Below are 23003 nucleotides of genomic sequence, written 5' to 3'. Positions count from 1 at the left end.
TCGCTATGGAACTCGGGGTGTATGCGGTCGTCGGCATCGCGGTGATCGTCGCCGTCGCGGCCTTCTCCCGCAAGCTCGGCGTCGCCGCACCGATCATCCTCGTGATCGTCGGTGTCGGGCTCTCGTACCTCCCGGGCGTCCCGGAGATCGAGGTCGAGCCGGAACTCGTGCTCGACGTCGTCCTGCCGCCCATCCTCTACGCCGCGGCGATCAGCGTCCCGATCATGGACTTCCGCCGCAACCTCGCCACCATCACGAGTCTGTCGGTCGTGCTCGTCATCGTCACCGCGTTCGGTGCCGGGTTCCTCCTCTTCAGCCTGCTACCCGACCTCAACCTCGCCGCCGCCATCGCCCTCGGCGCGATCATCAGCCCGCCCGACGCGGTCGCGGCCACCTCCATCGGACGCCGTCTCGGCCTCCCGCCCCGCCTCCTGACCGTGCTCGAGGGCGAGGGGCTCGTGAACGACGCGACCGCGCTCGTGCTCCTCCGATCGGCGAGCGCTGCGGCGGCCGGCGGCATGCTCACTCCGTGGGCGACGGTCGGCGACTTCGTCTACGCGGTCGTCCTGGCGATCATCGTCGGCTTCATCGCCGGGTACGTCACCGTCTGGCTGCGGTCGAAGCTCAACGACTCCGTCCTCGACACCGCGATCTCCATCGCCGTCCCGTTCGTGGCGTTCATGCCGACCGAGGCGCTCGGTGGGTCCGGCGTGCTGGCCGTCGTCATCGCCGGCCTGTACACGGGCCACGCGAGTTCGGCCGCGTTCTCGGCGCAGGCGCGGATCAGCGACCGCATCAACTGGCGGACCATCCAGTTCCTGCTCGAGAACGCCGTGTTCCTCCTCATCGGACTCGAAATCCGCACCCTCATCGGTGCCGTCGACGCTGAGATCCTGTCCGTCGAGGAGTCCATCGGGATCGGTCTCGTCGCGACGGCCGCGCTCATCGCACTGCGGTTCCTGTGGGTGGGGCCGCTGGTGCTCGGGCTCCGTGCACGAGAACGCTGGGCTGAGCGGCAGACCCTGCAACGGTGGCTGTCGATGGGGTACTCGGAACGGTTCCCGAGACAGAACCGCCGATGGCACCGGCGGCGGGAGCGCGCCTACGAGCGGCAGCGCGCCGACCTCGAACAGTTGCGGCTGGAGCAGATCGACTGGCGAGGTGGCGTCATCCTCAGCTGGTCGGGCATGCGCGGCGTCGTGACGCTCGCCGCCGCACAGTCACTGCCACAGAGCACCCCGTACCGCGAACAGCTCGTCCTCATCGCCTTCACGGTCGCCGTCGTGACGCTCGTCGTCCAGGGCGGCACGCTGCCGTGGCTCATCAGGCTGCTCAAGGTGCAGGGGATCGATGAGTCCGAGGACCGCCGACAGCTCGCGACCCTCCTCGACGAGATCAGCTACGCGGGCATCAGCGTGCTGGAGGATCCGGCGTCGGCGGTCGGCATCGAGGAGGAGATCGACCCCGATCTGCTCGAACGTGTCAGACAGTCGACGTTCCTGCGGGCGGAAGCCGCCTGGGAACGCTCGCGCGAGTCGGTCTCGCCCAGTGAGACGCACGCCGAGACGCCGCACCGGCTCTACCGCCAGCTGCGCCTCGCCGTCGTGCAGGCCGAGCGCGAGCGGCTCCTCGACGCCCGGGCGCGCGGTGCGTACCCGTCGCGCATCCTCGCCGAGGCGCAGACGATGCTCGACATCGAGGAGACGCGCCTGCGTCCGCCTCGTGCCGACCACTGATCGAGTGGGACCCGCCGGTTCACAACTCAGGAGCGGCTCGGCGCGTCGGCCATCCGCATGGGCGGGATGACGAGGCACGCCGGGGGCGTCCTGAGTTGTGAACGGTGGGCGCGCGGTTGGCCGATGTCCACAACTCAGGAGCGGTCCGGCGCGTCGGCCATCCGCATGGGTGGGACGACGCGGCGCGCCGGGGGGCGTCCTGAGTTGTGGACCGGGTGCCGTCAGCTGTGCGGGCCGGGGTTGGTGATGTTCGCGACGCGCTCCGCCTCGCGCTCGGCCGCAGCGTCGCGTTCGGTCTCCGAACCGGGGTTCGTGATGTCGGCCTCGCCGCTCGCCGCGGGGTCGTCCGCGTCGACGCTCGGGCCGGGGTTCGTCGTGGACGCCACGCGCTCGGCCGCCGCGTCGTCGAAGGCCTCGTCGTGTGGGCCCGGGTTGTTGATGTCGGCGTTCTGGTCACTCATGGGGTGCTCCTTCCGAGATCCGCCTGGGCGGTCTCCGTCTCGCGCATCGTCGCGCTGATCCGCTCTCACGGTAGGTCCGTGGGCGGGTGGCTGCAAGGGGTGGCGCCGGCCGATCAGTCGCGAGCGGCGAAGGCGTCGACCCCGGTGAGTTCGGCGGAGAGCGCCCAGAGTCGGGCCGCCTCCTCAGGATCGGTCGCGTGGTCGGCGACACCGGAGGCCGGGGAGACCGCTGTCTCGGCCGGGCCGGCGATGTCGCAGTCCTCGCAGAACACCCCGCCGAGGCCGTCGAGCGACGGCGAGGTCGCGGCCCACACCTCGGTTGCGGCACCCTGCTCGGGCGACTTGAACCCCGAGACGAGGAGGTTGCCGTCGGCGTCGACCCAGCCGAGGGCCATCATCTCCTCGCGAGGCAGGTGCCGCTGGAGCGGCGTGAGGATGCCACCGGGGTGGACGGAGAACGCACGGACGCCCTCTTCGGCACCGAGCGTGTCGAGCTGGAGGGCGAAGAGCGCGTTGGCGGTCTTCGCCTGCCCGTAGGCCTCCCACTTGTCGTACCCGTGCTCGAACTGGACGTCGTCCCAGCGGATCCCCGAGCGCTTGTGGCCGCTGGAGGACAACGCGACGACCCGCGAGGAACCGCCCTTGACGATGGCGGGCCAGAGGCGGTTGACGAGGGCGAAGTGGCCGAGGTGGTTCGTCGCGAACTGGAGTTCCCAGCCGGGACCGACACGCGTCTCGGGAGCCGCCATGACACCGGCGTTCGTGATGACCAGGTCGATGCCCCGACCCGTGGCGAGGAAGCGGTCGGCGAACGCCTCGACGCTCGCGAGGTCGGCCAGGTCGAGTTCGTCGACCTCCACGCCGTCGATGCCGGCGAGCTCCTCGCGAGCGGTCTCCGGTCGCCGTGCGGGCACGATGACGTGGGCACCCGCGCCGACCAGGGCACGGACGGCCTCGCGGCCGATACCGGAGTAGCCGCCGGTGACGATGGCGAGCTTGCCGGTGAGGTCGATGCCCTCGAGCACCTCCGCCGCGGTGCTCGAGTGGCCGAAGCCGGAACCGATGGGGTGCTGCGGGGTGCGCGTGCGATTGATCATGCCCTCACGCTACGACTCCGGGGAGGGCGGCGGAACCGGAAGGACCTGGGAAGATGTGCAGCCCTCGTCAGCCCGTGGTCGTCGTCGCCCGCACCACCTGGTCTCAGCGGGTGGACAGCACGCGCACGGATGGAAGCGGGTGGCCGTGGAGCAGCGCGCGGACCTCCTGGAGGCGGCGACGCACGCCCCACATCGTGACCTTCTTGAGCGACTCGGAGACGATGCCGCCGCTCATCTTCGACTCGCCCGACACCCGCTCGGTGAAGACGATGGGCGTCTCCACGACCCGGAGCCCGCGCTGCAGCGCCCGCCAGAGGAGGTCGACCTGGAAGCAGTACCCCTGCGACGCGACGTCGGCGAGGTCGATGCGGCGCAGTGCCTCGCTGCGGAACGCGCGGAACCCGCCGGTCGCGTCGGCGACACCGATCCCCAGGGCGAGTCGCGTGTAGAGGTTGCCGCCGCGACTCAGCGCGAGCCGGTGCGCGGGCCAGTTCTCGACGACGCCACCCGGGACCCAGCGCGAGCCGAGCGCGAGGTCGTGATCGTCGAGGAGTGCGATCAGGCGGGGCAGGTCCTCGGGGTGGTGGGAGCCGTCCGCGTCCATCTCGACGATGACCTCGTAGCCGCGCGCGAGCGCCCAGGCGAAGCCCGCGAGGTACGCCCCGCCAAGCCCGTCCTTCACGGCCCGGTGGAACACGTGCACCTGCGGGTGCTGCGCGGCGAGCTGCTCGGCGAGGAACCCGGTGCCGTCGGGGGAGGAGTCGTCCACGACGAGGATGTCGACCCCGGCGACGGCGAGCGTGCGGTTCACGATCGGCTGCAGGTTGTCGAGTTCGTTGTAGGTGGGGATGACGACGAGTGAGCGGTTCACGTCGGTTCCTTTCGGGTCGTTGGGAGTGGTTCGGAGCGGGGCGGCCCCTCGACAGGAGCGAGGGGTGGGGAGCGGCGAGGAGCAGCGCTACGGGGTCGTGCCGACGAGCGAGGCGAAGACCACGTAGTTGTTCGCGTAGGTGTTCGCGGCGTCGTCGAAGGGGCCGTTGCAGGTGATGAGCCGGAGCTGCGCGTCGGGTGTCGGTCCGTAGACCTCCTCGGTGGGGAAGGTCTTCTTCTCGACGTCGATGGCGCGGTCCACGGCGTAGGTGGCGGTCGAGCCGTCGGACATCGTGACCGTCACCTGGTCGCCCGCCACGAGCTGCTTGAGGTGGACGAACACCGCCTCGCGGAGGGTCGTGTCGAGGTGACCGGCGATGACCGCGGGCCCCACCTGGCCGGGCAGGACGCCGGCGCGGTACCACCCGGCGTCCTCCCACTCGACGGGCGGCAGGAGAACACCGGACGCATCGCGCTCGAGCGGTTCGACCGCCGCGTCGACCCCGATCGACGGGATCTGCACCCGGGCCACACTCAGCGCGCTGACATCGGCGGCCGGCGCCTGGGCGACCGGGTCCTGCTTCGCACCGGCGGCGCCACGGTCGGTCGCCTCCGAGGAGGTGATGGGCCCGTCGGCGGCGTTCGGCGAGGTCGGCGTCTGCCCGGCGTGCGTCGTGGCGCAGCCTGAGAGGGTGAGTGCCGTGAGGAGTGCTCCGGCGGCGGCGAGCGTGCCGATCCGGCGGCTGTGTGCGCGGATCATGAGGTGGCTCCTTCGGTGAGCGGCGGGCACCCGTCCAGCTCACCGGTCGTGAGCATCATGGGCGCGAGGGCTGCCCAGGCGGCGCCGAAGTAGCTCGGCACCTCCTGCGCGAGTTCGTCGGCGGCTCGGAGGTCGTCCGCCGACTCCGGCAGGTTGCCCACGGCGGCGCGCGCGGCTGCTCGGGCCTGGAGGGCGAGCGGGTGCACATCCGAGGTCAGGGGTGATCCGCCGAGATCGGTCTCCGCCCGCAGCTCCTTCGACCGCGCGAGGGTCGAAGCGAGGCGGGCGGCCATCGCCCGGTCGGCGGTGTCGCAGGACTCGGCGTAGCGGATCGGGAGTCGGGCCGCGTCGTAGCCGTAGCGGACGCTCTGCCCGGTCCCTGCCGCGCCGGGCATGGCGTCGACGGTGCCGTCGGCGTGCACCTGGGCCCAGTCGGGCGGGAGCGGGCTCTCGTCGAGCAGGGTGGTCGTGACCGCTGCGGAACCCGCCTGCAGTTCGGCCCACCGCGGGTCACCCGTCGCCGCACCCAGTACCGAGAAGGCGACGGGAGAGGCATAGGACGGGTTGTACGCGTAGGGCTCGGTCGCTGCGGCCCAGACGCCGGGCAGCAGGATCCGGCCCGCGGCGGTCTCGGCGGTCATGCGGTCCGCGATCACACCGGCAAGCGTGACGCCGGCCTCGGTGAACCGCGGCTCGTCGAAGCGGGTACCGGCGATGACGAGCGCGCGGGCGGCGTCGAGGTCCGCATCGCTGGCGGGTTCTTCGTCGACGACCTCGCCATCGCGCCACTGCCAGGCGAGCAGCCCGTCGGGGCGCTGCAGGTGCTGCTCGGTCCAATCCCAGATCTCGGTGAAGGACTGCTCGTCCCCGACCCCGGCCGCGACGAGCAGTCCGTAGGCCTGCCCTTCGCTGACCGTGTCGTCACCCTGGTCCCGGCGCACGACGCGGCCGTCGTCGACCCAGTCGGCGAGGAACGCGTCTGCGGCCTCGGTGGTGGTCCGTTCCGTGACCGTCGAGGTCGGGCCAGGCTGACCGTCGGTGTCGGCGGAGCCGGGTGACGCCGCGGTCGGGCCCTGGAGGAGGTTCGCCGGGAACCCGGTAGCCAGGGAGGCGATCACGGCGGTCGCGGTGACCGCGGCGACCGCGGTCGCGGCGATACCGATCGTCTTCTTGGCGCTCATGGTCAGCTCGCCGCCGTCCCGAGGTCGCGCACGAGGCGGGCGAGCTTCGCGTCGAGGTCGTCGAGGACGCCCCGCAGCGTCGACGACTCCTTGGCGAGTCCACCGCCACCGGTCTCCACCGGACCCTCGGGAGCGTCGCCGGCCGCTGAGCTGTCGAGGACGGGCATGAGCGTGACGCCACCTGCGGCGTTGTCGAGCACGAAGAGCGTGCTCACGGTGCCCGGCGCGAGGTTCACGGAGGCTTCGGCCGCCTGCTTGCCGCCGGTCAGTTCGAGATCCCACGGGCCGGCGGGGACGCTCGCGTAGTCGGTCGCCGTCCCGGTGGTGGCGCCCTTCGCGATGGGCATGCCGGTCGAGGTGCTGACGTCGACGCTCTTCACATCGGTCGACGCCTGGATCAGCCGGATGCGCGCCGCACCCTCGGTCGGACCGGTGAGGTCGTCCTCGAACACCTTCGTCTGCAGGTCCTTGTTGGGACCGTAGGCCGCGACGGTGGCCGCTTCCCCCGCCGTGATGGTCACGTTGGTGCTGATGACCGGCTTCGTGCTGTCGGGAGCCCCGGCGGGCACCATCGACACCACGTAGGTGCCGGCGGCCAGGTCGGTGTAAGGGGAGACCTGGCCGTAGGCGACGTCGTCGAGTTCGAACACGGTCGCGCCGCCGGAGAGTGCCGACAGCTTCACGTCGACGGTCTTGGTGTCGGCCGAGAGGTGGCCGACGCGGATCCAGCCGGAGCCTGCGGCATCGGTGGTGGCGGCGCTCGCGGCGGTGGTGCCGAAGCCGATGAGTGCTGCCGTCGCGACGGCGGCGAGGCCGCTGAGGGCGAGTCGCCTCGTGGTGGTGGTTCGCATGGTGGAACTCCTGTTCTTCGGGTGGTTCGGGGGTTCGGGTAGCCCGGGCCTCCGGCTCGAGCCGGTGCTCGGGAAGGTGGTCAGCGGACGACGTCGGGTTCGACGACCGAGTAGGTGACCCGCACGCCGGCTGCCGTCTGCTCGACGCGGTCGGCTGCGTAGTCGCCCTGGATCGAGCGGATGGAGTCGGCCAGACGGCTGTCGCCCGCCTCGGTGCCGGTGCGGAGCACCATCGTCCGGCGCACGTCGCCCGTCTCGCCGTCGAGCACCGGGGTGCTTTCGAGCCGGACCGGCGTCGTAGCGAGCACCTGTCCGAGGGCGAGCAGGGCGCGGGAGTCGAGCTGGCCGTCGCTGAGGGTCTGTGCGGCCTCCGCCGAGACGCTGAGCGAGGGGTTCAGCAGGAGCTGCGCACCGAGCGCCGCCCGAGCCGCCGTGCGTCCGGCAGCCTGCTCGGCGGCCGCGTCGAGACCGTCGGCGTCGATGCGGCGGACCTCGACGGCTTGCGTCCCGGAGCCGAAGGTCGCGACGAGCTCGGAGTTGTCGATCGCACCCTTGACCTCGGGGAAGGTGGTCGGGAAGGTCCGCATCGAGTCGGTCGTGACGATGTAGTCGGCGTCGCGCCAGCCGTTGGGCGACTGAGCCTGGACGGCGGAGTCGGTGTCCATCTTGTAGTACCAGATGACGTTGTCGCGGTCGAAGCCGCTCTCGACGAGGTCGACCCACATCGCGTCGTCGACGATCACGCGGGACTCCTTCGGCACATTGGTCTGGACCCACTGCTGGGCCTGCCGGACCGGCTTGTCGAGGTCGGCGAGGAGGAAGCCGCGGAGCTGGGTCGCCGTGTTCGGGACGGCGACGACGGCTGCCGCGAGCACGGCGGCGACCCAGACCGCTCCGGCCGCACGTCCGCCGAGGAGACGACGGCGCGGCGCACCGGCCTCGACGGTCGAGCGGCGACGGAACTGTCGGATGGCCGCGCCGGTCACACCCATGATGAGGATCGTCATGAACGGCAGCAGCATGATGACGTAGGGCACCGGCAGGTACCCGCCCGGGCGCAGCATGAAGAGGCCGAGGAAGACGGTCATCGCGGCGATGACACGCAGCCGCGAGATGAAGAGTCCGGCGACGGCGGCCACCGCGCCGGTGACGAGGAGTGCCGCGTCCAACTGCCACCACATGCCGAGGGTCTTCGCCGACAGGCTCTCCGGGTCGAACAGCGACCCGCTCGCGACACGGGATCCGAGTTGGAAGAAGACGCCGCCGAGGAGGCTCACCCGGTCAGGGCCGGGGATGAGTTCGCCCTTGATGGCGGCGAAGAGTACGTAGGTGAAGCCGATGACGACGACGATGGTCGCGGCGACCGGCAGCGTGTACCGGCGGGTCTCCTTCCGAGCCGCGCGCCACATGGTCCAGGCGAGGAAGGGCAGGGCGAGCAGGAAGGTCTCCTTGCTCAGCACGGCGATGCCGAACGCGGCGGCGGAACCTGCGAAGCCGACGAGCTGGTGCTTGCGGCTCGTCGCGAGAATGAAGGCACCGAGGAGCCAGGGCACCGCGACGTTGTCGAGGTAGACGGTGCGGTGGAACTGGACCGCGAGCGGCGAGATCGCGAACACGAGTGCGGCGACGGCGGCCATGGCCCGGCTGAGGTGCAGGCGGCGGGCGAGGACCCACACGAGCACGACGGCGATGAGCGTCGCGACCAGCATGGCCTCACGTGCCGCGACCACGGCGATGTCGTAGCGGTCGAACGCGCCGGTCAGCCCCGTGTAAGCCGCGATCTGCAGCCAGCCGAGCGGCGGGTGGTCGTACCAGTAGGTGTAGTGGGCGAGTTCGCCGAGCTTCAGGACACTCCACGCCTGGGCGGTGTAGGTGCCCTCGTCGTCGATGCGCTGCGGGGAGCCGCCCAGGTTCATCGCCTGCACGACGGCGGCGATGGCGAGCACGGGCAGGAGGAAGGCCAGGGTGCGACCGTGGCGCGAGAGCCAGCGGCGCACGACGCCGGGGCCTCGCTTCGTCGGTGGCCCTGAGGCGAGCCAGCCGAGGCGGTCGCTCTCCAGGTGGAGCTCTGGTCGGCCGGGGGCGGCCGGTCGTTCGAGGATGCCGGTCATCGGGTTGCTCCGTTCTGGAGGACGAGCTCGGGTGCGCGGTCGGGCAGGTCGACGGAGGCGGGAGCGGCCTCGGTGGCCTCGGCGACCTCCTCGCTGCGGTGGGCACCGGTGTGCTCCGTCTTCTCCCAGGAGTGGTCGCCCTTCCACTCGCGGAAGACGGAACGGACGGCGGCCAGGCCGAGGAAGATCTGGTACGGGAAGGTGCCGAGGATCAGCCGGGCGTAGTCGCGGAGGCGGACCTTCTGGCCGTAGAGGCGCCCGAACTCACCGAGCCCGGAGGCCTCCACCGCGAGGGTGACGATCGTCGGCGCGAGCGGGATGAAGGTGAGGAGCGCGATCGGCGCGGGGACCTTTGCGAACAGCACCAGGAGGACCGAGACGGGGATGAGGAGGCCGGTCGCCGCCTGGAGGAACGGCATCGACAGCAGGTAGCGGGCGAACATGCGCTGACGGAACGTCGGCAGCTTGCGCCACTCGCCCTTCTTCAGGACCTGCAGGAACCCCTGGTTCCAGCGCGTGCGCTGCTTGTAGAGCGACTGCAGGGTGCCTGGCGTCTCCTCGCGGGTGACGACCTCCGGGCTGTAGGCCACGACGACCGTCGCACCGGCGCTCGAGAGTCGGACGCCGAGCTCGCAGTCCTCGGCGAGGCAGCCGTCGTCCCAGCCCTCCGACCAGTCGAGCCAGGTCTTCTTCACGAACACCGTGTTGCCGCCGAGCGGGATGAAGCGGGAGTCCGCATGGAAGTGCAGGCGCGACCGGAACCAGAAGTAGTACTCGAGCACGTTCCGGAGCGACCACCAGCTCGACTGGAAGTTCATGAGCTGCACGCCGCCCTGGACGACGTCGGCGCCGCTCTCGGTGAAGCGGGAGTCGACGAGCGTGAGCAGGCGTGGATGCACCTCGTCCTCGGCGTCGAACACGCCCACGACGTCGCCGCGGGCGATCTGCAGCGCCCGGTTGAGGGCCTTCGGTTTGTTCTTCGGCACGCTGTCGTCGACGACGACCTTGATCAGATCGGGGTGCCGTGCGGCGGCCTCGCGGACGACGCGCTCGGTCCCCGGGTCGTCGTGGCCCACGATCGCGATGATCTCGAAGTCGGGGTGGTCCTGTTCGGCGAGGCGGTCGAGGGTCTGACCCATGACCTCCTCTTCGTGCCGACCGGGGACGAGCAGGGTGAAGGAGTGCTTGGCGGGCAGCGGGACCGCGGCGAACCCGGTGTTCTTCAGGTGGCCGGTCGACCGCCAGGCGTGGAGCATCCAGTAGAGCGTGGTGACGGCGATGATCGTCAGCGCGGCGGCGAACAGCAGCATGGTGCCGTAGCCGAGCCACTCACCGATGCTCCAGGAGCCGGGGTCGGCCGCGGACGCCGGGTCCACCAGGGTGCCGCGGTTCGGCAGCGGTTCCGTGGGTGCCGCGGGCTGCGGGGTCAGCAGGGGAGCGGGCTCGTCCGCGGCGGCGAACGGGCGGGCGGGGATGAGCGCGAGCGCTCCGAGCAGCGGTGCGAGTGCGGGTGCCATCAGGACAGGCCTCCAGAGGTCGGCAGTGCGTGGGTCGGTGCGGATCGACGAGGGGTCGTGGTGCGCGGTGCGGCGGCGGGTGCCGGTGTGGCCGGGCTCGAGACGGGCGCTTCCTGCGGCGTCGTGCTCCGACGGCGATCGGTCGCCGACTCGGCAGGCCGGAAGACGACGAACCGGTAGGCGAGGAAGCGGAAGACCATGCCGAGGACGAGACCGACACCGTTGCCCGCGATGTTGTCGGCGAGGGGTGTGGTGTAGCCGAGGACGTAGTGCGAGACGAAGAGACACCCGGCGGCGATCCCGAGGCCGAGGACATTCATGAGCGCGAAGAGCGCGCCTTCCTTCCACACCGCGCGGCGGTGCTCGGTCCGGAACGTCAGCGCCCGGTTGCCGAGCCACGCGACGATCGTGGCGACGGCGACGGAGATCACCTTCGCGCCGATCGGCTTGTCGTCGAGCACGGTGAACCGGAGGAGGTTGTACACGCCGACGTCCACGACGAACGCGGTGCCACCGACGAGGCCGAAGGTGACCAGCTGGGAGACGAGCTTGGGGAGACGCAACGGCTGGCGTGCACGGCGGGGACGCGTTCCCGGAGCGATGGATCGTTCGGGGACGGACGGTTGGCTCGGGTGCACGACGGAAGATTCGGGCTTCACGGTCATGCACGCCGTTCGGGGGCGGCGCGAACAGCGGTTTGGTCGATTCCGCCGCCGCCCAGTGCTTTACCAGGTTCACGAAACAACCCCGAAATTCCTTGATTTTCCGGGGAAGTTGGCGTACTCGCGAGGCCGTGGGGGACAACACGGCGGCCCCCTGAACTGGGCCGCCGCCCGCTCGTCAACCGGCACGACGGCGATCCCTCGGTCGCCTACGATGGGGGCAACGCCCGGTGTGCTCGGGCGTCGTGTCGCCCTGATTCCCGGGTACGCGAGGACGACCGGCACAAGAGGAGACATCTGGTGGGAAAGCTGATCTACGGGAGTTCGTCGCGAGAGCTCGAACTCGACGACCGGATGCTCGCGCACGTGAAGTCGATCGCGGTCATGAAGCTGCGGCGCAACGAGTCCTTCACGATCTCCTGGCCGCGCTCGCTCGAGACCGGTGGCGGACGCGTGACGATCTGGGTGCACCCGTCGATCTCGCTGCAGTTCGAGTTCGACCAGGAGCAGCGTCCCGAGCTCAACCGCAGCTGGCTCGAGTCGATGATGCAGGACGCCAACAAGACCGGCGACCTCGCGATCGGCCGTGAGGTCCCCGACATCGACGAGCGGGCGCGCCCGACCAACGTCAGCGAGCCCCGCCCCCGGAAGTCGTCCGCGTGAGCGATCGGGTGATCGTCCTCACCGGTGCGAGCGACGGCATCGGCGCTGCGGCCGCGAAGGCGTTGACCGACGCGGGCGAGCAGGTCGTGGTGGTCGGGCGCTCACCGGAGAAGACGGCGGCCGTCGCGCAGCGGATCGGGGCCGCCTCGTTCATCTCCGACTTCGCCGAACTGGCGCAGGTGCGGCTCCTCGCCGAACAGCTCCTCGAGCAGTACCCGCGGATCGACGTCCTCGCCAACAACGCCGGCGGCATCTTCGGCGCCGACCGCCGGGTCACGACGGACGGCCATGAGCAGACGTTCCAGATCAACTACCTGGCACCCGCGCTCCTCACCCATCTCCTGCTCGACCGCCTCGTCGAGTCCGAGGCGACGGTGATCAACACCTCGAGCGTCGCCAACCGCCTGTTCGGGAAGCTCGACCTCGACGACCTCGACGCCGAACGCTCCTACTCGCCCACGCGCGCCTACGGCAACGCGAAGCTGGCGCAGATCCTCTTCACGAAGGAACTCGACCGCCGGTACGGCCCGCGCGGCCTGTCCGCGGCGGCGTTCCACCCGGGGGTCATCTCGACGAACTTCTCCAGCTCGCCCGACGGCGCGATGCGGTTCCTCTATGCGAACCCGCTCGGGCGTCGCCTGCTGAACACCCCCGAGGAGGGCGCCGACACGCTCTTCTGGCTCGCCGAGAGTCAGCCGGGACTCGACTGGACCTCGGGCGGCTACTTCGTGAAGCGGAAGCCCGCACGCACGAACAAGCTCGCCGACGACGTCGCTCTCGCCCGCGGGCTCTGGGAACGGACCGAGGAGCTGCTCGCCGAGCACCGCTGAGCGGTCCCGCCGGTTCACCGCAGCGGCTCCCGCGTCACCGGGCCGTGGTGACGGGAGCCTAGGCTGGTGGGATGCGATGGAACGAATGGACGACGGCGCTCGTCGTCGCCGGGGTCCTCGCGCTCGCCGCGCTGCTGATGCTCCTGGTCCTCGGACCGGAGGCGCCGGTCGTGTGGGGACTCGTCTCCGGGGTGCTGCTCGCCCTCGTCGTCGGTGCCATGGCCTTCGTCAAGCGCGAGCGCTGACGGCGGCGATCCTGGGAAGGCCTGGGCGAGTCGGTCTCTGGTGCGCGAGGATGGAGCCATGACGACGAAGCGCATCCTGTTCATCGGCGGCAGTGGCATCATCTCCTCGGCGTCGGTCGCCAGAGCGGTGTCGCTCGGCCATGACGTCACCGTCCTGAACCGCGGCCTGTCCCACGTCCGCCCCCTCCCCGAGGAGGTCGAGCTCCTCCGCGCGGACGTGCGCGACATCGACGCGGTGACCGAGACGCTCGGCTCGCGCGAGTTCGACGTCGTGGCGCAGTTCACCGCGTTCACGCCACCGCAGGTGCAGGCGGACATCGACCGCTTCGCCGGGCGGATCGGCCAGTACGTGTTCATCAGCTCCGCATCCGCGTACCAGAAGCCGCCACAGCGCCTGCCCGTGGTCGAGTCGACGCCGCTCCGGAACCCGTTCTCCCAGTACGCGCGCGACAAGATCTCCTGCGAGGACGTCCTCGTCCACGCCTACCGCGAGCAGGGGTTCCCGGCGACGATCGTGCGCCCGTCGCACACCTACGACCGCACGCTCATCCCGACGATGGGCCGACGCACCGACCTCGATCGCATGCGCGCGGGCAAGCCGGTGGTCGTGCACGGCGACGGGACGACCCTCTGGACCATCACCCACACCCAGGACTTCGCGGTCGGGTTCGTCGGCCTGCTGGGTCGTCGCGACGTGCTCGGGGAGGCCTTCCACATCACGGGCGACCACGCGCCGAGCTGGAACGACATCACCCGGTGGATCGCGGAGGCGGCGGGCGTGGAGGCCGACATCGTGCACGTGCCGTCCGACGTCATCGCGGAGGTCCACCCACCGCTCGGGCCGACGCTGCTCGGCGACAAGGCGTTCCCGATGGTCTTCGACAACACCCGCATCCGCAGTCTCGTCCCGGAGTTCCGGCCCGCGATCCCGTTCTGGGACGGTGCGGCGGAGATGGTCGCCTTCCACGACGCGAACCCGCACTGGCAGCCGGCCGAGCCGGAGCTCGACGCGGCCTTCGACCGGATGGTCGCCGCCGTCGGTCACTGAGCGGCGGTCGGTCCCTGAGCCTGTCGAAGTGCCTCCGCGGCCCTGAGGTCCTTCCGGAGGATCTTGCCCGACGCCGACTTCGGGACGGCGTCGACGAACGCCACGCGCCGGATCTTCTTGTGCGGGGCGACGCGCTCCGTGACCCACGCCATGAGCGCCTCGGCGGTGACGTCCTGGCCCGGCTGCAGGACCACGAACGCCTTCGGCACCTCCTGGCCCTCATCGTCGAGCACCCCGATGACAGCCGCGTCGGCGACCGCCGGGTGGCCGAGTAGCAGCGCCTCGAGTTCCGCCGGGGCCACCTGGTAGCCGTGGTACTTGATGAGCTCCTTCAACCGCTCGATGATGCGCACGGTGCCGTCACCGCGGACGGTCGCGATGTCGCCGGTGTGGAGGAAGCCGTCGGCCTCGAGGGTCTCGCGGGTGGCCTCCTCGTTGCCGAGGTACCCGAGCATGACGTTCGGCCCGGCGCAGAGCAGCTCGCCCGCCGCGCTCTCCTCGTCCGAGCCCTCGGCCGGGTAGTCCACCTCGGCGCCGGTCTCGGGATCGACGATCCGGCACTGCATGTTCGGGAGCGTGGTGCCGACGCTGTCGAGGGACGCCCCCTCGGCCTGGAACGCGATCGCGTGACTGACCGGGCTGAGTTCGGTCATGCCGTAGCCCTGTCGCATCCGACAGCCGAGACGCTCCTCGACCGCCCGCCCGAGCGTCGCGTCCAGGGGCGCGGCACCGGAGAAGATCGTGTGGACGCTCGAGAGGTCGAACTCGTCGACGAGTGGGTGCTTCGCGAGCGCCACCGCGATCGGCGGGGCGATGAACACGTAGCTGCAGCGGAAGTCCTGGATGATCCGGAGGAACTCCGCCAGGTCGAACCTCGGCATGGTCACGAGCGAGGCGCGCCGCGACAGCGCGAGGTTGAGCAGCACCGTCATGCCGTAGATGTGGAAGAACGGCAGGACCGCGAGGATCCGGTCGTCGGCGACCATGCCGAGCTGGGGGATCGACTGCTGCACGTTCGCGACGAGGTTCCGGTGCGAGAGCATCACGCCCTTCGGCCGACCCGTCGTGCCGGAGGAGTAGGGCAGCACCGCCACGTGCGTGGCCGGATCGAACGAGACGTCCGGCGCGGGGAGGCGACGCGTGAGGAGGTCGCTCAGCGACGCGTGCCCCTCCGCGCCGTCGAGGACGACGACGCGGTCGGAGGGGATGCCGCAGGCGCTCGCCGCAGCCCAGGCCTGGGGGAGCAGCGGGGAGACGGTGAACAGCATCGTCGCGCCGGCGTCGCGCAGCTGCGCCTCGATCTCCTCGGCGTTGTAGAGGCCGTTCACCGTCGTCGCCGTCGCGCCCGCGCGCAGGATGCCGTGGAACACGGTCGCGAAGGCGGGCACGTTCGGCGCGTGGAGGGCGACGACGTCGCCGACCCCGATGCCGGCCGCCGCGAGGGCACCGGCCAGGGCGTTGATCTGGCCGATGAGCTGTCGATAGCTCGTCTCGGCGCCGGTCGTGCCGTCGCGGAGGGCGATGCGGTCGAGGTCGCTCGGGGCGATGCCGCCGAACAGGGTGTCGTAGACGCTCAGGTCGGGGATCTCGACGTCGGGATGCGGGCTGGTGAACACGAGTGATCTCCTTCGAACACCGGTGATGGTGGAGTGAGTCTATCCACGCCGGGTGCTCGTTAGGCTGAACCTGTGAACGCGTCCCGCCCCATCCTCGGTCTCCTGCTCGACGTCGACGGCCCCATCGCCAGTCCGATCACCCGGACGATCAACCTCCCGAGCATCGCGCAGGACCTCGCGACGCTCGCGAACGCCGGGGTCCCGATCGCCTTCAACACCGGGCGGAGCGACGCGTTCCTCCGCGAGGTGGTCGTCCCACCGCTCCTGGCCGCCGGGCTCGCGGACGACGTCCGGCTCTACGGCATCTGCGAGAAGGGCGCCGTGTGGTTCGGGTTCTCGGCTGCCGGGGTCGACGAGTTGAGTCTCGATCAGGACGTCGCGATGCCTGAGGGCTACGGCGACACCATTGAGCGCCTCGTCGACGAACGGTACGCCGAGACGGTCTTCTTCGACCACACCAAGCGCGCGATGGTCTCGGTCGAGCAGCACGTCGAGGTGCCGGCAGCGGACTACGCGGTCGTGCGGAAACACTTCGACGACGACGCCCGGGCCGAGCTCGCCCGACGCGGGTTCGGGGTCGAGCACGCCCCCGGCCGCTACCCGGACGACGCCGGCCTCGTGCAGTACCGCATCGACCCGACGATCATCTCCACCGACATCGAGTCGGTCCGGCTCGGCAAGGACCTCGGCGCCGAGCGCGCGCTCGAACTCCTCGAGGCGGATGGCGGTGCGCTCCCGCTCGCCTGGCGCACGGTCGGCGACTCCCGGAGCGACTACGCGATGGCCGACTGGTTGTTCGAGCACGGGTTCGAGGTCGCGCACGTGGACGTCCGTCCCGCCGACGGCGTGCCCGAGAAGCCGTACCCGGTGCTGACCCACCCGACGCTCATCCACGACGAGGCGGGCGCGGCCTTCCTGGCCCGCTGGGTCGCCATGGTGCAGGGGACCGCGACCGACGACGTCGACGTGAGCTGACCATGGCCGGCGAGGAGGGGCGTCCGACGGGCCGTCGTCGACCCGGTCCGACGACGGAGCGCGGGCTCGATCGCGTCGTCAACTTCAGCGACGCCGTCGTCGCCATCGCGATCACGCTGATCATCCTCCCGCTCGTCGACCTCGCGCAGGAGGACGACGGCGGTCCGGTGGCCGTGTTCCTCGGCGACAACTGGACCGGGCTCGCCGCAGCGGCGCTGAGCTTCGTCGTCATCGCCAACTTCTGGCGCGACCACCACCGCCTGTTCGAGCGCACCGCGAAGTACTCGACGCGGCTCGTGACCCTGAACTTCCTCTGGCTCGCCGGGATCGTGTTCCTGCCGCTGCCGACGGTGCTCCTCTTCGACGGGACGGGTGACGACCGCGGCGCCCCGACGCTCTACATCGCGACGATGCTCGTGTCGATGGTCGCGGTGCGACTCCAGCAGGTGGTCGTCGAGCGGGACGGGCTGCTCAGCGACGAAGCGGCAGCCGCGCCGCGCCAACCGTGGGTGCTCGTGTGGTTCCCGATCGGCCTGATGCTGCTCGCCGGTGTGCTGGCCGCGACGGTGCCGGGGCTCGGCGCCCAGGCGCTGTACCTCCTGCTGCTGTCGCTCCCGATCGGGTGGATCGGTGGCCGACGGCACCCGGTCGCCTCCGGCTCCTGAGCCGGCTCAGGTCTGGCAGTGGGGACACCAGTAGGTGTCGCGGAGCGCGGTCGGGTCGGCGCCGAGTTTGCCCCGCTGGATCCGGGTGCCGCAGCGGAGGCAGCGTTGACCGTCGCGTGAGTACACCCAGGTCTTCCGGCCAGGCCGCGTGTCGCCCGTCGTGACCCGGTTGCGGCGGTCGCGGTTGGCGTTGATGAGCCGGTAGCCGAGCCGCACGGCACCCGGCAGGTCGACCTCGGCGGTGGGCCTCGTCGGGAGGACGCCGCGGATGAAGCACAGCTCGTTGACGTACTCGTTGCCGAGTCCCGCGAGGTTGCGCTGGTCGAGCAGCGCGACGTGGATCTCGCGGCCGTCGGCCTCGAGGTTGTGGATGGCGCGCTCCTCGTCCCAATCCGGACCGAGGAGGTCGGGACCGAGCCAGCCGAAGCGCTCCTCGTCCTCGCGGGAGGGGAACACCTCGACGAGGCCGAGTTCGAACCCGACCGTCACCCAGTGCTGCGTCGACACGATCGCGCGGGCCTTCCACGCCGGCCGCCGCCAGTGCTCGCCCGGCTGGTAGACGTGCCACAGCCCCTCCATCTTGAGGTGCGTGTGGAGTGTGTGGTCGCCGATGTGGTGCAGGAGGTGCTTGCCGCGGGGGATGACGTCGTGGACGACGTCGCCCCGGAGGTCGACGGTCGCGAAGGCGGGCACGCGGAGGTCGAAGCCGGTGACGACCTCGCCGGCGAGCGCCTGCCGCAACCGGTGCGCGGCTTGGAAGACCGTGTCACCCTCTGGCATGAACCGCTCCGTCCGTTCCGGCTACGGTGCCACCGGCAGGGTGTCCGGCGCAACCCGTGGCGGAACGGCCGCGCGCCGGTTCACCCACGCCGCAGCCGCAATCCACGCGGCGTCTCGACGAATCCGGCGTCGCGGAGGGCGTATCCCGTCGGGGTGCCGAGCACGAAGGCGCCGTTGACCTGCTCGATGCCGAGCTTCTCGATGCGACCGGCCCGCACCGTCGCCGCCAGGGAACGCGCCCCGGCACGGAGCTGGTCGTCGTCCTCAGAAAACACGAGGGCCGTCTTGCCACCGCGTTCCAGGTAGTAGACCGGTGCTCCATCGACGAGGACGACGAGCGCACCCGCCTTCCGCCCCGGCCGATGCTTCACCCCGGTGACCTCCTGGCCCGGCCACCCGAGGGCGGCGCCGTAGGGGTTCGCCGGGTCGGTCGCGGCGAGGGTGACGGCGTCGAGTGGTGGTTCGTCGTCGGTCCGGATGAACCCGCGCAGGCGGTCGACGGTGCCGGAGGACGCGAACTGCGCCCCGCCGAGACGCTCCACGAAGTACCCGCGGCGGCAGCGGCCGTTCTCCTCGAACTGCTTCAGCACGCGGTAGGCGAGGGCGAAGCCGCCCGTCACGCCCTCTGCGACGACGGAGCCGCGCGTCACGACGCCGTAGCGCTCGAGCAGGGTCTCGCCCGTGGCGACGGCACGGATGGTGGCGTCCTGCTCGGCCAGCGGCAGGATCGACCACCGGCCACCGAGGGTCTGGCTCGCCCGCGTCGACATCGAGGGACGCTGCAGGTTGCGCCCGCGGTACAGCTTCGAGCGCGGGGTCTGCCGTTGCACCCGGTGCGCCGAGTTCCCCGAGCCGGAACCCACCAGGGTGCGGAGCGGTGAGAAGGTGTCGTTGGTGACGAGCCCGGCCCACACGAGTTCCCAGAGGGCGTCGACGAGGAGCTTGTCGTCCGTCGACCCGACCGACTCCGCGAGCTGCCGGAAGAAGTACGCGCCGCCTCCACCGAGCGTCGCGAGCAGTTCGGTCTGCAGGGCGTCGGGGGTGTGCGGCGTCGGAGCGAGGGGCAGCGTGAGTGGCGCTGTGTCGGCGAGGTGGAGCGCGACCCAGCCGTCGTTGCCGGGGATCGAACCGCTGCCCGACCACACGACCTCGCCCGTCGCGGTGAGCTCGTCGAGCATCGCGGGACTGTAGTCGGCGACGCGCGAGGGCAGGATCAGCGACTCCCAGGCTGACGCCGGGATGGGCGCGCCGGCGAGCTGGTCGATGACCGTCGCGACGCCGTCGACGCCGCGGAGCGTCCCGCCGAGGTGCTGCCACACCGGCAGGAACCGGGCGAACGCCTGCTGCTCGACCGGCTCGACCTCGTGCCGCAGGGCCGCGAGCGAACGGATGCGGAGCTTGCGGAGGACGCCGGCGTCGCACCACTCCGTCGCGTCGGTGGGGCCGCGGTCGGCGTCGTCGCCCTCGCCCACCTGCTGCCGGCCGGCGGGGAGGAACTCGCCTTTGACGACGCGGCCGGCGTCGGCCAGCCGGGCGAGCGTGTGCTGGACCACCGCGGTCCCGAGACCGAAGCGCCTGGCCGTCTGCCCGGTCGTGAACGGCCCGTGCGTGCGCGCGTGGCGGGCGAGGAGGTCGCCCAGGGGGTCGGCGACCGGCTCGGTGAACGCGACCGGTACGCCGATGGGCAGCGGGGTGCCGAGGGCGTCGCGGAGTCGGCCTGCGTCCTCGATCGCGGCGAAGCGCTCCTCGCCGGCGATCGGGACGCGGATGACGCGCTTCGAGCGTTCGAGTTCGGCGACGGCGGCCGCCGCGCGAGCCGGATCGGGGGACCAGGCTTGCGGGTCGTCGCCGCGACTCGCCTCGCCGTCGGTGGAGACGGCGACACCGTCGAAGGTCGTCCGGGCCGCGATCTCGTCGATGGTCAGCGGGCCGAGCATCCGCAGTGCGTCGGCGACGCCCTCGACCCCCTTGAGTCGACGCTCGGGGTCGAGACGCTGCAGCTCGAGCGCGGTCTGCTCGATGACGCCCGGGTCGAGGAGTTCGCGGAGTTCGACACGGCCGAGGAGCTCGCCGAGCATGGTGCTGTCGACCGCGAGCGCGGCGGCCCGGCGCTCTGCCAACGGGCTGTCGCCCTCGTACATGAACGCGCCGACATAGCCGAACAGGAGCGAACGGGCGTAGGGCGAGGGCTGATCGGTCGTGGTCTCGACGATGCGGATCGCGCGCGACTGCAGCTCGCGGGCGAGGTGGTCGAGGGCCGGGAGGTCGTAGACGTCCTGCAGGCACTCGCGGAGCGTCTCGAGGATGATCGGGAACGTCGGGTACTGCTTCGCGACCTCGAGGAGCTGCGCCGACCGCTGGCGCTGCTGCCAGAGCGGCGAGCGTTTCTGCGGCGAGTAGTTCGGGAGCAGCAGGGCACGGGCGGCGCACTCACGGAACCGTGAGGCGAACAACGCCGAGCCACCGACCTCCTGCGTGACGAGGGCGTCGAGCTCCTCCGGCTCGAAGACGAAGAGTTCGGCTCCCGGCGGCTCGCTCTCGGTGTCGGGCAGGCGCACGATGATGCCGTCGTCGCTCGCCACCGCCGAGCCGTCGACCCCGAGGCGCTCCTGCACCCGGGCGCCGACCGCGAGCGCCCAGGGAGCGTGCACACGGAGTCCGTAGGGGGAGTGGAGGATGACCCGCCAGTCGCCGAGTTCATCGCGCGAGCGTTCGACGACGAGGGTCGTGTCGTTGGGGACGACGCCCGTCGCCTCGCGCTGCTCGCGGACGTAGGCGACGAGGTTGTTGATGGCCCGCTCGTCGAGGCCTGCTGCCTCGAGACGTGGGGTGGAGCCCGTGCCGGTGGTGTCGAGCTCGCGCACGAAGGCGCCGATGGCGCGACCGAGCTCGGCCGGGCGTCCGATGCCGTCGCCCTTCCAGAACGGCAGTCGCCCCGGCTGGCCGAACGCCGGGGTCACGAGCACGCGGTCGTGGGTGATCTCCTGGATGCGCCAGCTCGTGGCGCCGAGGGCGAAGACGTCGCCGACGCGGGACTCGTAGACCATCTCCTCGTCGAGCTCGCCGACGCGCGCACCGGCGCCCGACTCGCCGACCATGAACACGCCGAAGAGCCCGCGGTCGGGGATGGTGCCGCCGCTCGTGACGGCCAGGCGCTGGGCTCCCGGCCGGCCGGTCAGGACCCCGGCGTCGCGATCCCAGACGATCCGCGGCCGCAGTTCGGCGAAGGCGTCGGAGGGGTAGCGCCCGGCCAGGAGGTCGAGCGTCGCCTCGAAGGCCGAGCGGGGCAGGGAGGCGAACGGGGCACTGCGCTTGACCGTCTCGAACCAGTCCTCCACACCGAGTTCGTCGAGCGCGACCGCCGCGACCGTCTGCTGCGCGAGGATGTCGAGCGGGTTCGAGGGGACCTCGATCGCCTCGATGAGCCCGGCCTCCATCCGCTCGGTCGCGACCGTGGTGCTGATGAGGTCGGCTCGGTGCTTCGGGAACAGGACCCCTCGGGAGACCTCGCCCACCTGGTGGCCGGCGCGGCCGACCCGCTGCAGGCCGCTCGCGACGCTCGGCGGGGACTCCACCTGGATGACGAGGTCTACCTCGCCCATGTCGATGCCGAGCTCGAGGCTCGAGGTCGCGACCACGCAGCGCAGGCGTCCGGACTTGAGGTCCTCCTCGATGCCCGCGCGCTGCTCCTTGGAGACGGATCCGTGGTGAGCGCGTGCGAGGAGCGGGATGTCGTCGTCGCTCTCCTCGGTGGCCGGCCGGGCGGCTGCTGCCGCGACGCTCGTCGATCCGCGGGTCTGGCCGCTCTGGGCCATGAGCTGCGCCGGTGGACGCCCGGCACCGGGCGTCGTGAGGGTGGCGTCGCTGAGTCGGGCCTCGTTGATCTCGTTGAGCCGGGCCGTGAGCCGCTCCGCCAGTCGACGGGAGTTGGCGAACACGATGGTGGAGCGGTGCGCGAGCACGCGGTCGACGATCGCCTCCTCGACGTGCGGCCAGATGCTGCCGACGCGGTCTTCGCCGCCGCCGTCGCTGTTCGGGGTGTACCCGGTGAACCCGCCACCGCTGCCGTCGTCGTCGGCCTCGCCGGGTGTCCGCATGCCGGCGTCGGGGTCGGTCATGTCGTCGACCGGGACGACCACGTGCAGGTCGAAGGTCTTCGCGGCCGGCGGGGCCACGATCTCGACCGGTGCGCGGCCTCCGAGGAACCGCGCGACCTCCTCGGCGGGGCGCACCGTGGCGGAGAGCCCGATGCGCTGCACGGGCTTCTCGAGCATGGCGTCGAGCCGCTCGAGCGACACCGCGAGGTGCGCGCCGCGCTTCGTCGAGGCGACGGCGTGGATCTCGTCGATGATGACGGTGTCGACCGTGCGGAGGGTCTCCCGCGCCGCGCTCGTGAGCATGAGGAAGAGCGACTCGGGGGTGGTGATGAGGATGTCCGGTGGCTCTTTGGCCATCGCCCGGCGGTCGGCGGACGGGGTGTCGCCCGAGCGGACGCCGACACTGATGGTGGGTGGCTCGGTGCCGAGGCGGCGCGCCGCCTGGGCGATGCCGACGAGCGGGGTGCGGAGGTTGCGCTCGACGTCGACGCCGAGGGCCTTCAGCGGCGAGATGTAGAGGACACGGGTGCCGCGGGAGCGCTCGCGCTGGGCGGCGGCGGCCTCCGCTTCGTCGGCCTCGAGTCCGGTGAGCGGGACGCCGCTGCGTGGCCGCACGGCATGCTCGGCGATGGCCTCGGACAGCAGGCGGTCGATCGACCAGAGGAATGCGGACAGGGTCTTGCCCGAACCGGTCGGCGCGACGACGAGGGCGTTGGCGCCACGGGAGATCGCGTCCCAGGCGCCCGCCTGCGCCGGCGTGGGCGCGACGAACGCCCCCTCGAACCAGTCGCGCGTCGCGGGGGAGAAGCGCTCGAGCACCTCGGTCATGGGTTCCATC

19 protein-coding genes are annotated in these 23003 nt (G+C 71.2%); 7 read left to right on the top strand and 12 right to left on the bottom strand.

The features are described from left to right. The first annotated feature begins 5 nt into the window (after window positions 1-5). Window positions 6-1736, top strand: coding sequence for a sodium:proton antiporter (locus tag ITJ62_RS00195; RefSeq protein ID WP_194599230.1), 1731 nt, complete (start codon window positions 6-8; stop codon window positions 1734-1736). A 221-nt stretch (window positions 1737-1957) separates the two neighbouring features. On the opposite strand, the gene ITJ62_RS00190 is transcribed toward ITJ62_RS00195, so the two are convergent. From ITJ62_RS00190 to ITJ62_RS00150, 9 genes are all read right to left on the bottom strand, one after another. After that, window positions 1958-2197: a hypothetical protein gene (locus ITJ62_RS00190; protein ID WP_194599229.1), complete on the bottom strand. Its 240-nt coding sequence runs from the start codon at window positions 2195-2197 to the stop codon at window positions 1958-1960. A gap of 113 nt (window positions 2198-2310) precedes the next feature. Then, window positions 2311-3294, bottom strand: coding sequence for an SDR family NAD(P)-dependent oxidoreductase (locus ITJ62_RS00185; RefSeq protein WP_194599228.1), 984 nt, complete (start codon window positions 3292-3294; stop codon window positions 2311-2313). Window positions 3295-3397: 103 nt separating this feature from the next. Continuing rightward, window positions 3398-4165 carry a polyprenol monophosphomannose synthase gene (locus ITJ62_RS00180; RefSeq protein WP_085510190.1) on the bottom strand — a complete coding sequence of 256 codons (768 nt, stop codon included), beginning with the start codon at window positions 4163-4165 and terminating at the stop codon, window positions 3398-3400. Between the two features lie 87 nt (window positions 4166-4252). Next, entirely contained in the window at window positions 4253-4924 is a 672-nt protein-coding gene (locus ITJ62_RS00175; RefSeq protein ID WP_194599227.1) for a class F sortase, read from the bottom strand. Beyond that, window positions 4921-6105 carry a glycosyl hydrolase family 8 gene (locus ITJ62_RS00170; RefSeq protein WP_194599226.1) on the bottom strand — a complete coding sequence of 395 codons (1185 nt, stop codon included), beginning with the start codon at window positions 6103-6105 and terminating at the stop codon, window positions 4921-4923. The genes ITJ62_RS00175 and ITJ62_RS00170 overlap by 4 nt, the downstream gene beginning before the upstream one ends. 2 nt (window positions 6106-6107) lie before the next feature. Next, window positions 6108-6956: a DUF4397 domain-containing protein gene (locus ITJ62_RS00165; RefSeq protein WP_194599225.1), complete on the bottom strand. Its 849-nt coding sequence runs from the start codon at window positions 6954-6956 to the stop codon at window positions 6108-6110. An 80-nt stretch (window positions 6957-7036) separates the two neighbouring features. Then, window positions 7037-9067 (bottom strand): glycosyltransferase family 39 protein, encoded by a 2031-nt coding sequence (locus ITJ62_RS00160; RefSeq protein WP_194599224.1) that lies wholly within the window; start codon window positions 9065-9067, stop codon window positions 7037-7039. Then, window positions 9064-10584: a glycosyltransferase family 2 protein gene (locus ITJ62_RS00155; protein WP_228497745.1), complete on the bottom strand. Its 1521-nt coding sequence runs from the start codon at window positions 10582-10584 to the stop codon at window positions 9064-9066. Before ITJ62_RS00155 ends, ITJ62_RS00160 begins: the two co-directional genes overlap by 4 nt. Beyond that, a complete protein-coding gene (locus ITJ62_RS00150) occupies window positions 10584-11249 on the bottom strand; it encodes a GtrA family protein (protein ID WP_194599223.1) in 666 nt (221 codons plus the stop codon). Before ITJ62_RS00150 ends, ITJ62_RS00155 begins: the two co-directional genes overlap by 1 nt. Before the next feature lie 297 nt (window positions 11250-11546). Here ITJ62_RS00150 and ITJ62_RS00145 point away from each other — a divergent pair, with 297 nt between their 5' ends. From ITJ62_RS00145 to ITJ62_RS00130, 4 genes are all read left to right on the top strand, one after another. After that, window positions 11547-11909, top strand: coding sequence for a hypothetical protein (locus tag ITJ62_RS00145; RefSeq protein WP_064294294.1), 363 nt, complete (start codon window positions 11547-11549; stop codon window positions 11907-11909). Beyond that, the gene (locus tag ITJ62_RS00140; protein WP_194599222.1) at window positions 11906-12739 is read left to right on the top strand and encodes an SDR family NAD(P)-dependent oxidoreductase; all 834 of its coding nucleotides are present in this window, start codon (window positions 11906-11908) and stop codon (window positions 12737-12739) included. The genes ITJ62_RS00145 and ITJ62_RS00140 overlap by 4 nt, the downstream gene beginning before the upstream one ends. Before the next feature lie 71 nt (window positions 12740-12810). After that, window positions 12811-12984 (top strand): hypothetical protein, encoded by a 174-nt coding sequence (locus ITJ62_RS00135; protein WP_161578549.1) that lies wholly within the window; start codon window positions 12811-12813, stop codon window positions 12982-12984. A gap of 58 nt (window positions 12985-13042) precedes the next feature. Next, window positions 13043-14032, top strand: a complete 990-nt coding sequence (locus ITJ62_RS00130; protein WP_194599221.1) for an SDR family oxidoreductase — start codon at window positions 13043-13045, stop codon at window positions 14030-14032. Here ITJ62_RS00130 and ITJ62_RS00125 read toward each other — a convergent pair. Next, the gene (locus ITJ62_RS00125; protein ID WP_370581769.1) at window positions 14026-15648 is read right to left on the bottom strand and encodes an AMP-binding protein; all 1623 of its coding nucleotides are present in this window, start codon (window positions 15646-15648) and stop codon (window positions 14026-14028) included. The two genes, ITJ62_RS00130 and ITJ62_RS00125, sit on opposite strands and share 7 nt — an antisense overlap. A 72-nt stretch (window positions 15649-15720) precedes the next feature. Here ITJ62_RS00125 and ITJ62_RS00120 point away from each other — a divergent pair, with 72 nt between their 5' ends. After that, window positions 15721-16623, top strand: a complete 903-nt coding sequence (locus tag ITJ62_RS00120) for a hypothetical protein (RefSeq protein WP_194599220.1) — start codon at window positions 15721-15723, stop codon at window positions 16621-16623. Between the two features lie 2 nt (window positions 16624-16625). After that, a complete protein-coding gene (locus ITJ62_RS00115) occupies window positions 16626-17288 on the top strand; it encodes a TMEM175 family protein (RefSeq protein ID WP_194599219.1) in 663 nt (220 codons plus the stop codon). A gap of 6 nt (window positions 17289-17294) precedes the next feature. Here the strand turns inward: ITJ62_RS00115 and ITJ62_RS00110 are convergent, their stop codons facing one another. Then, window positions 17295-18068, bottom strand: a complete 774-nt coding sequence (locus tag ITJ62_RS00110; protein WP_138946489.1) for a DNA-formamidopyrimidine glycosylase family protein — start codon at window positions 18066-18068, stop codon at window positions 17295-17297. 80 nt (window positions 18069-18148) lie between these two features. Beyond that, complete coding sequence (locus tag ITJ62_RS00105; RefSeq protein WP_194599218.1) at window positions 18149-22993, bottom strand: ATP-dependent helicase; 4845 nt, start codon at window positions 22991-22993, stop codon at window positions 18149-18151. Window positions 22994-23003: the final 10 nt, after the last annotated feature.

Source organism: Plantibacter sp. VKM Ac-2876 (assembly GCF_015350715.1).
Lineage (GTDB): Bacteria > Actinomycetota > Actinomycetes > Actinomycetales > Microbacteriaceae > Plantibacter > Plantibacter auratus.
The sequence above is the reverse complement of the archived record's forward strand: the minus strand, read 5'-3'. Positions and strand labels throughout refer to the sequence as shown.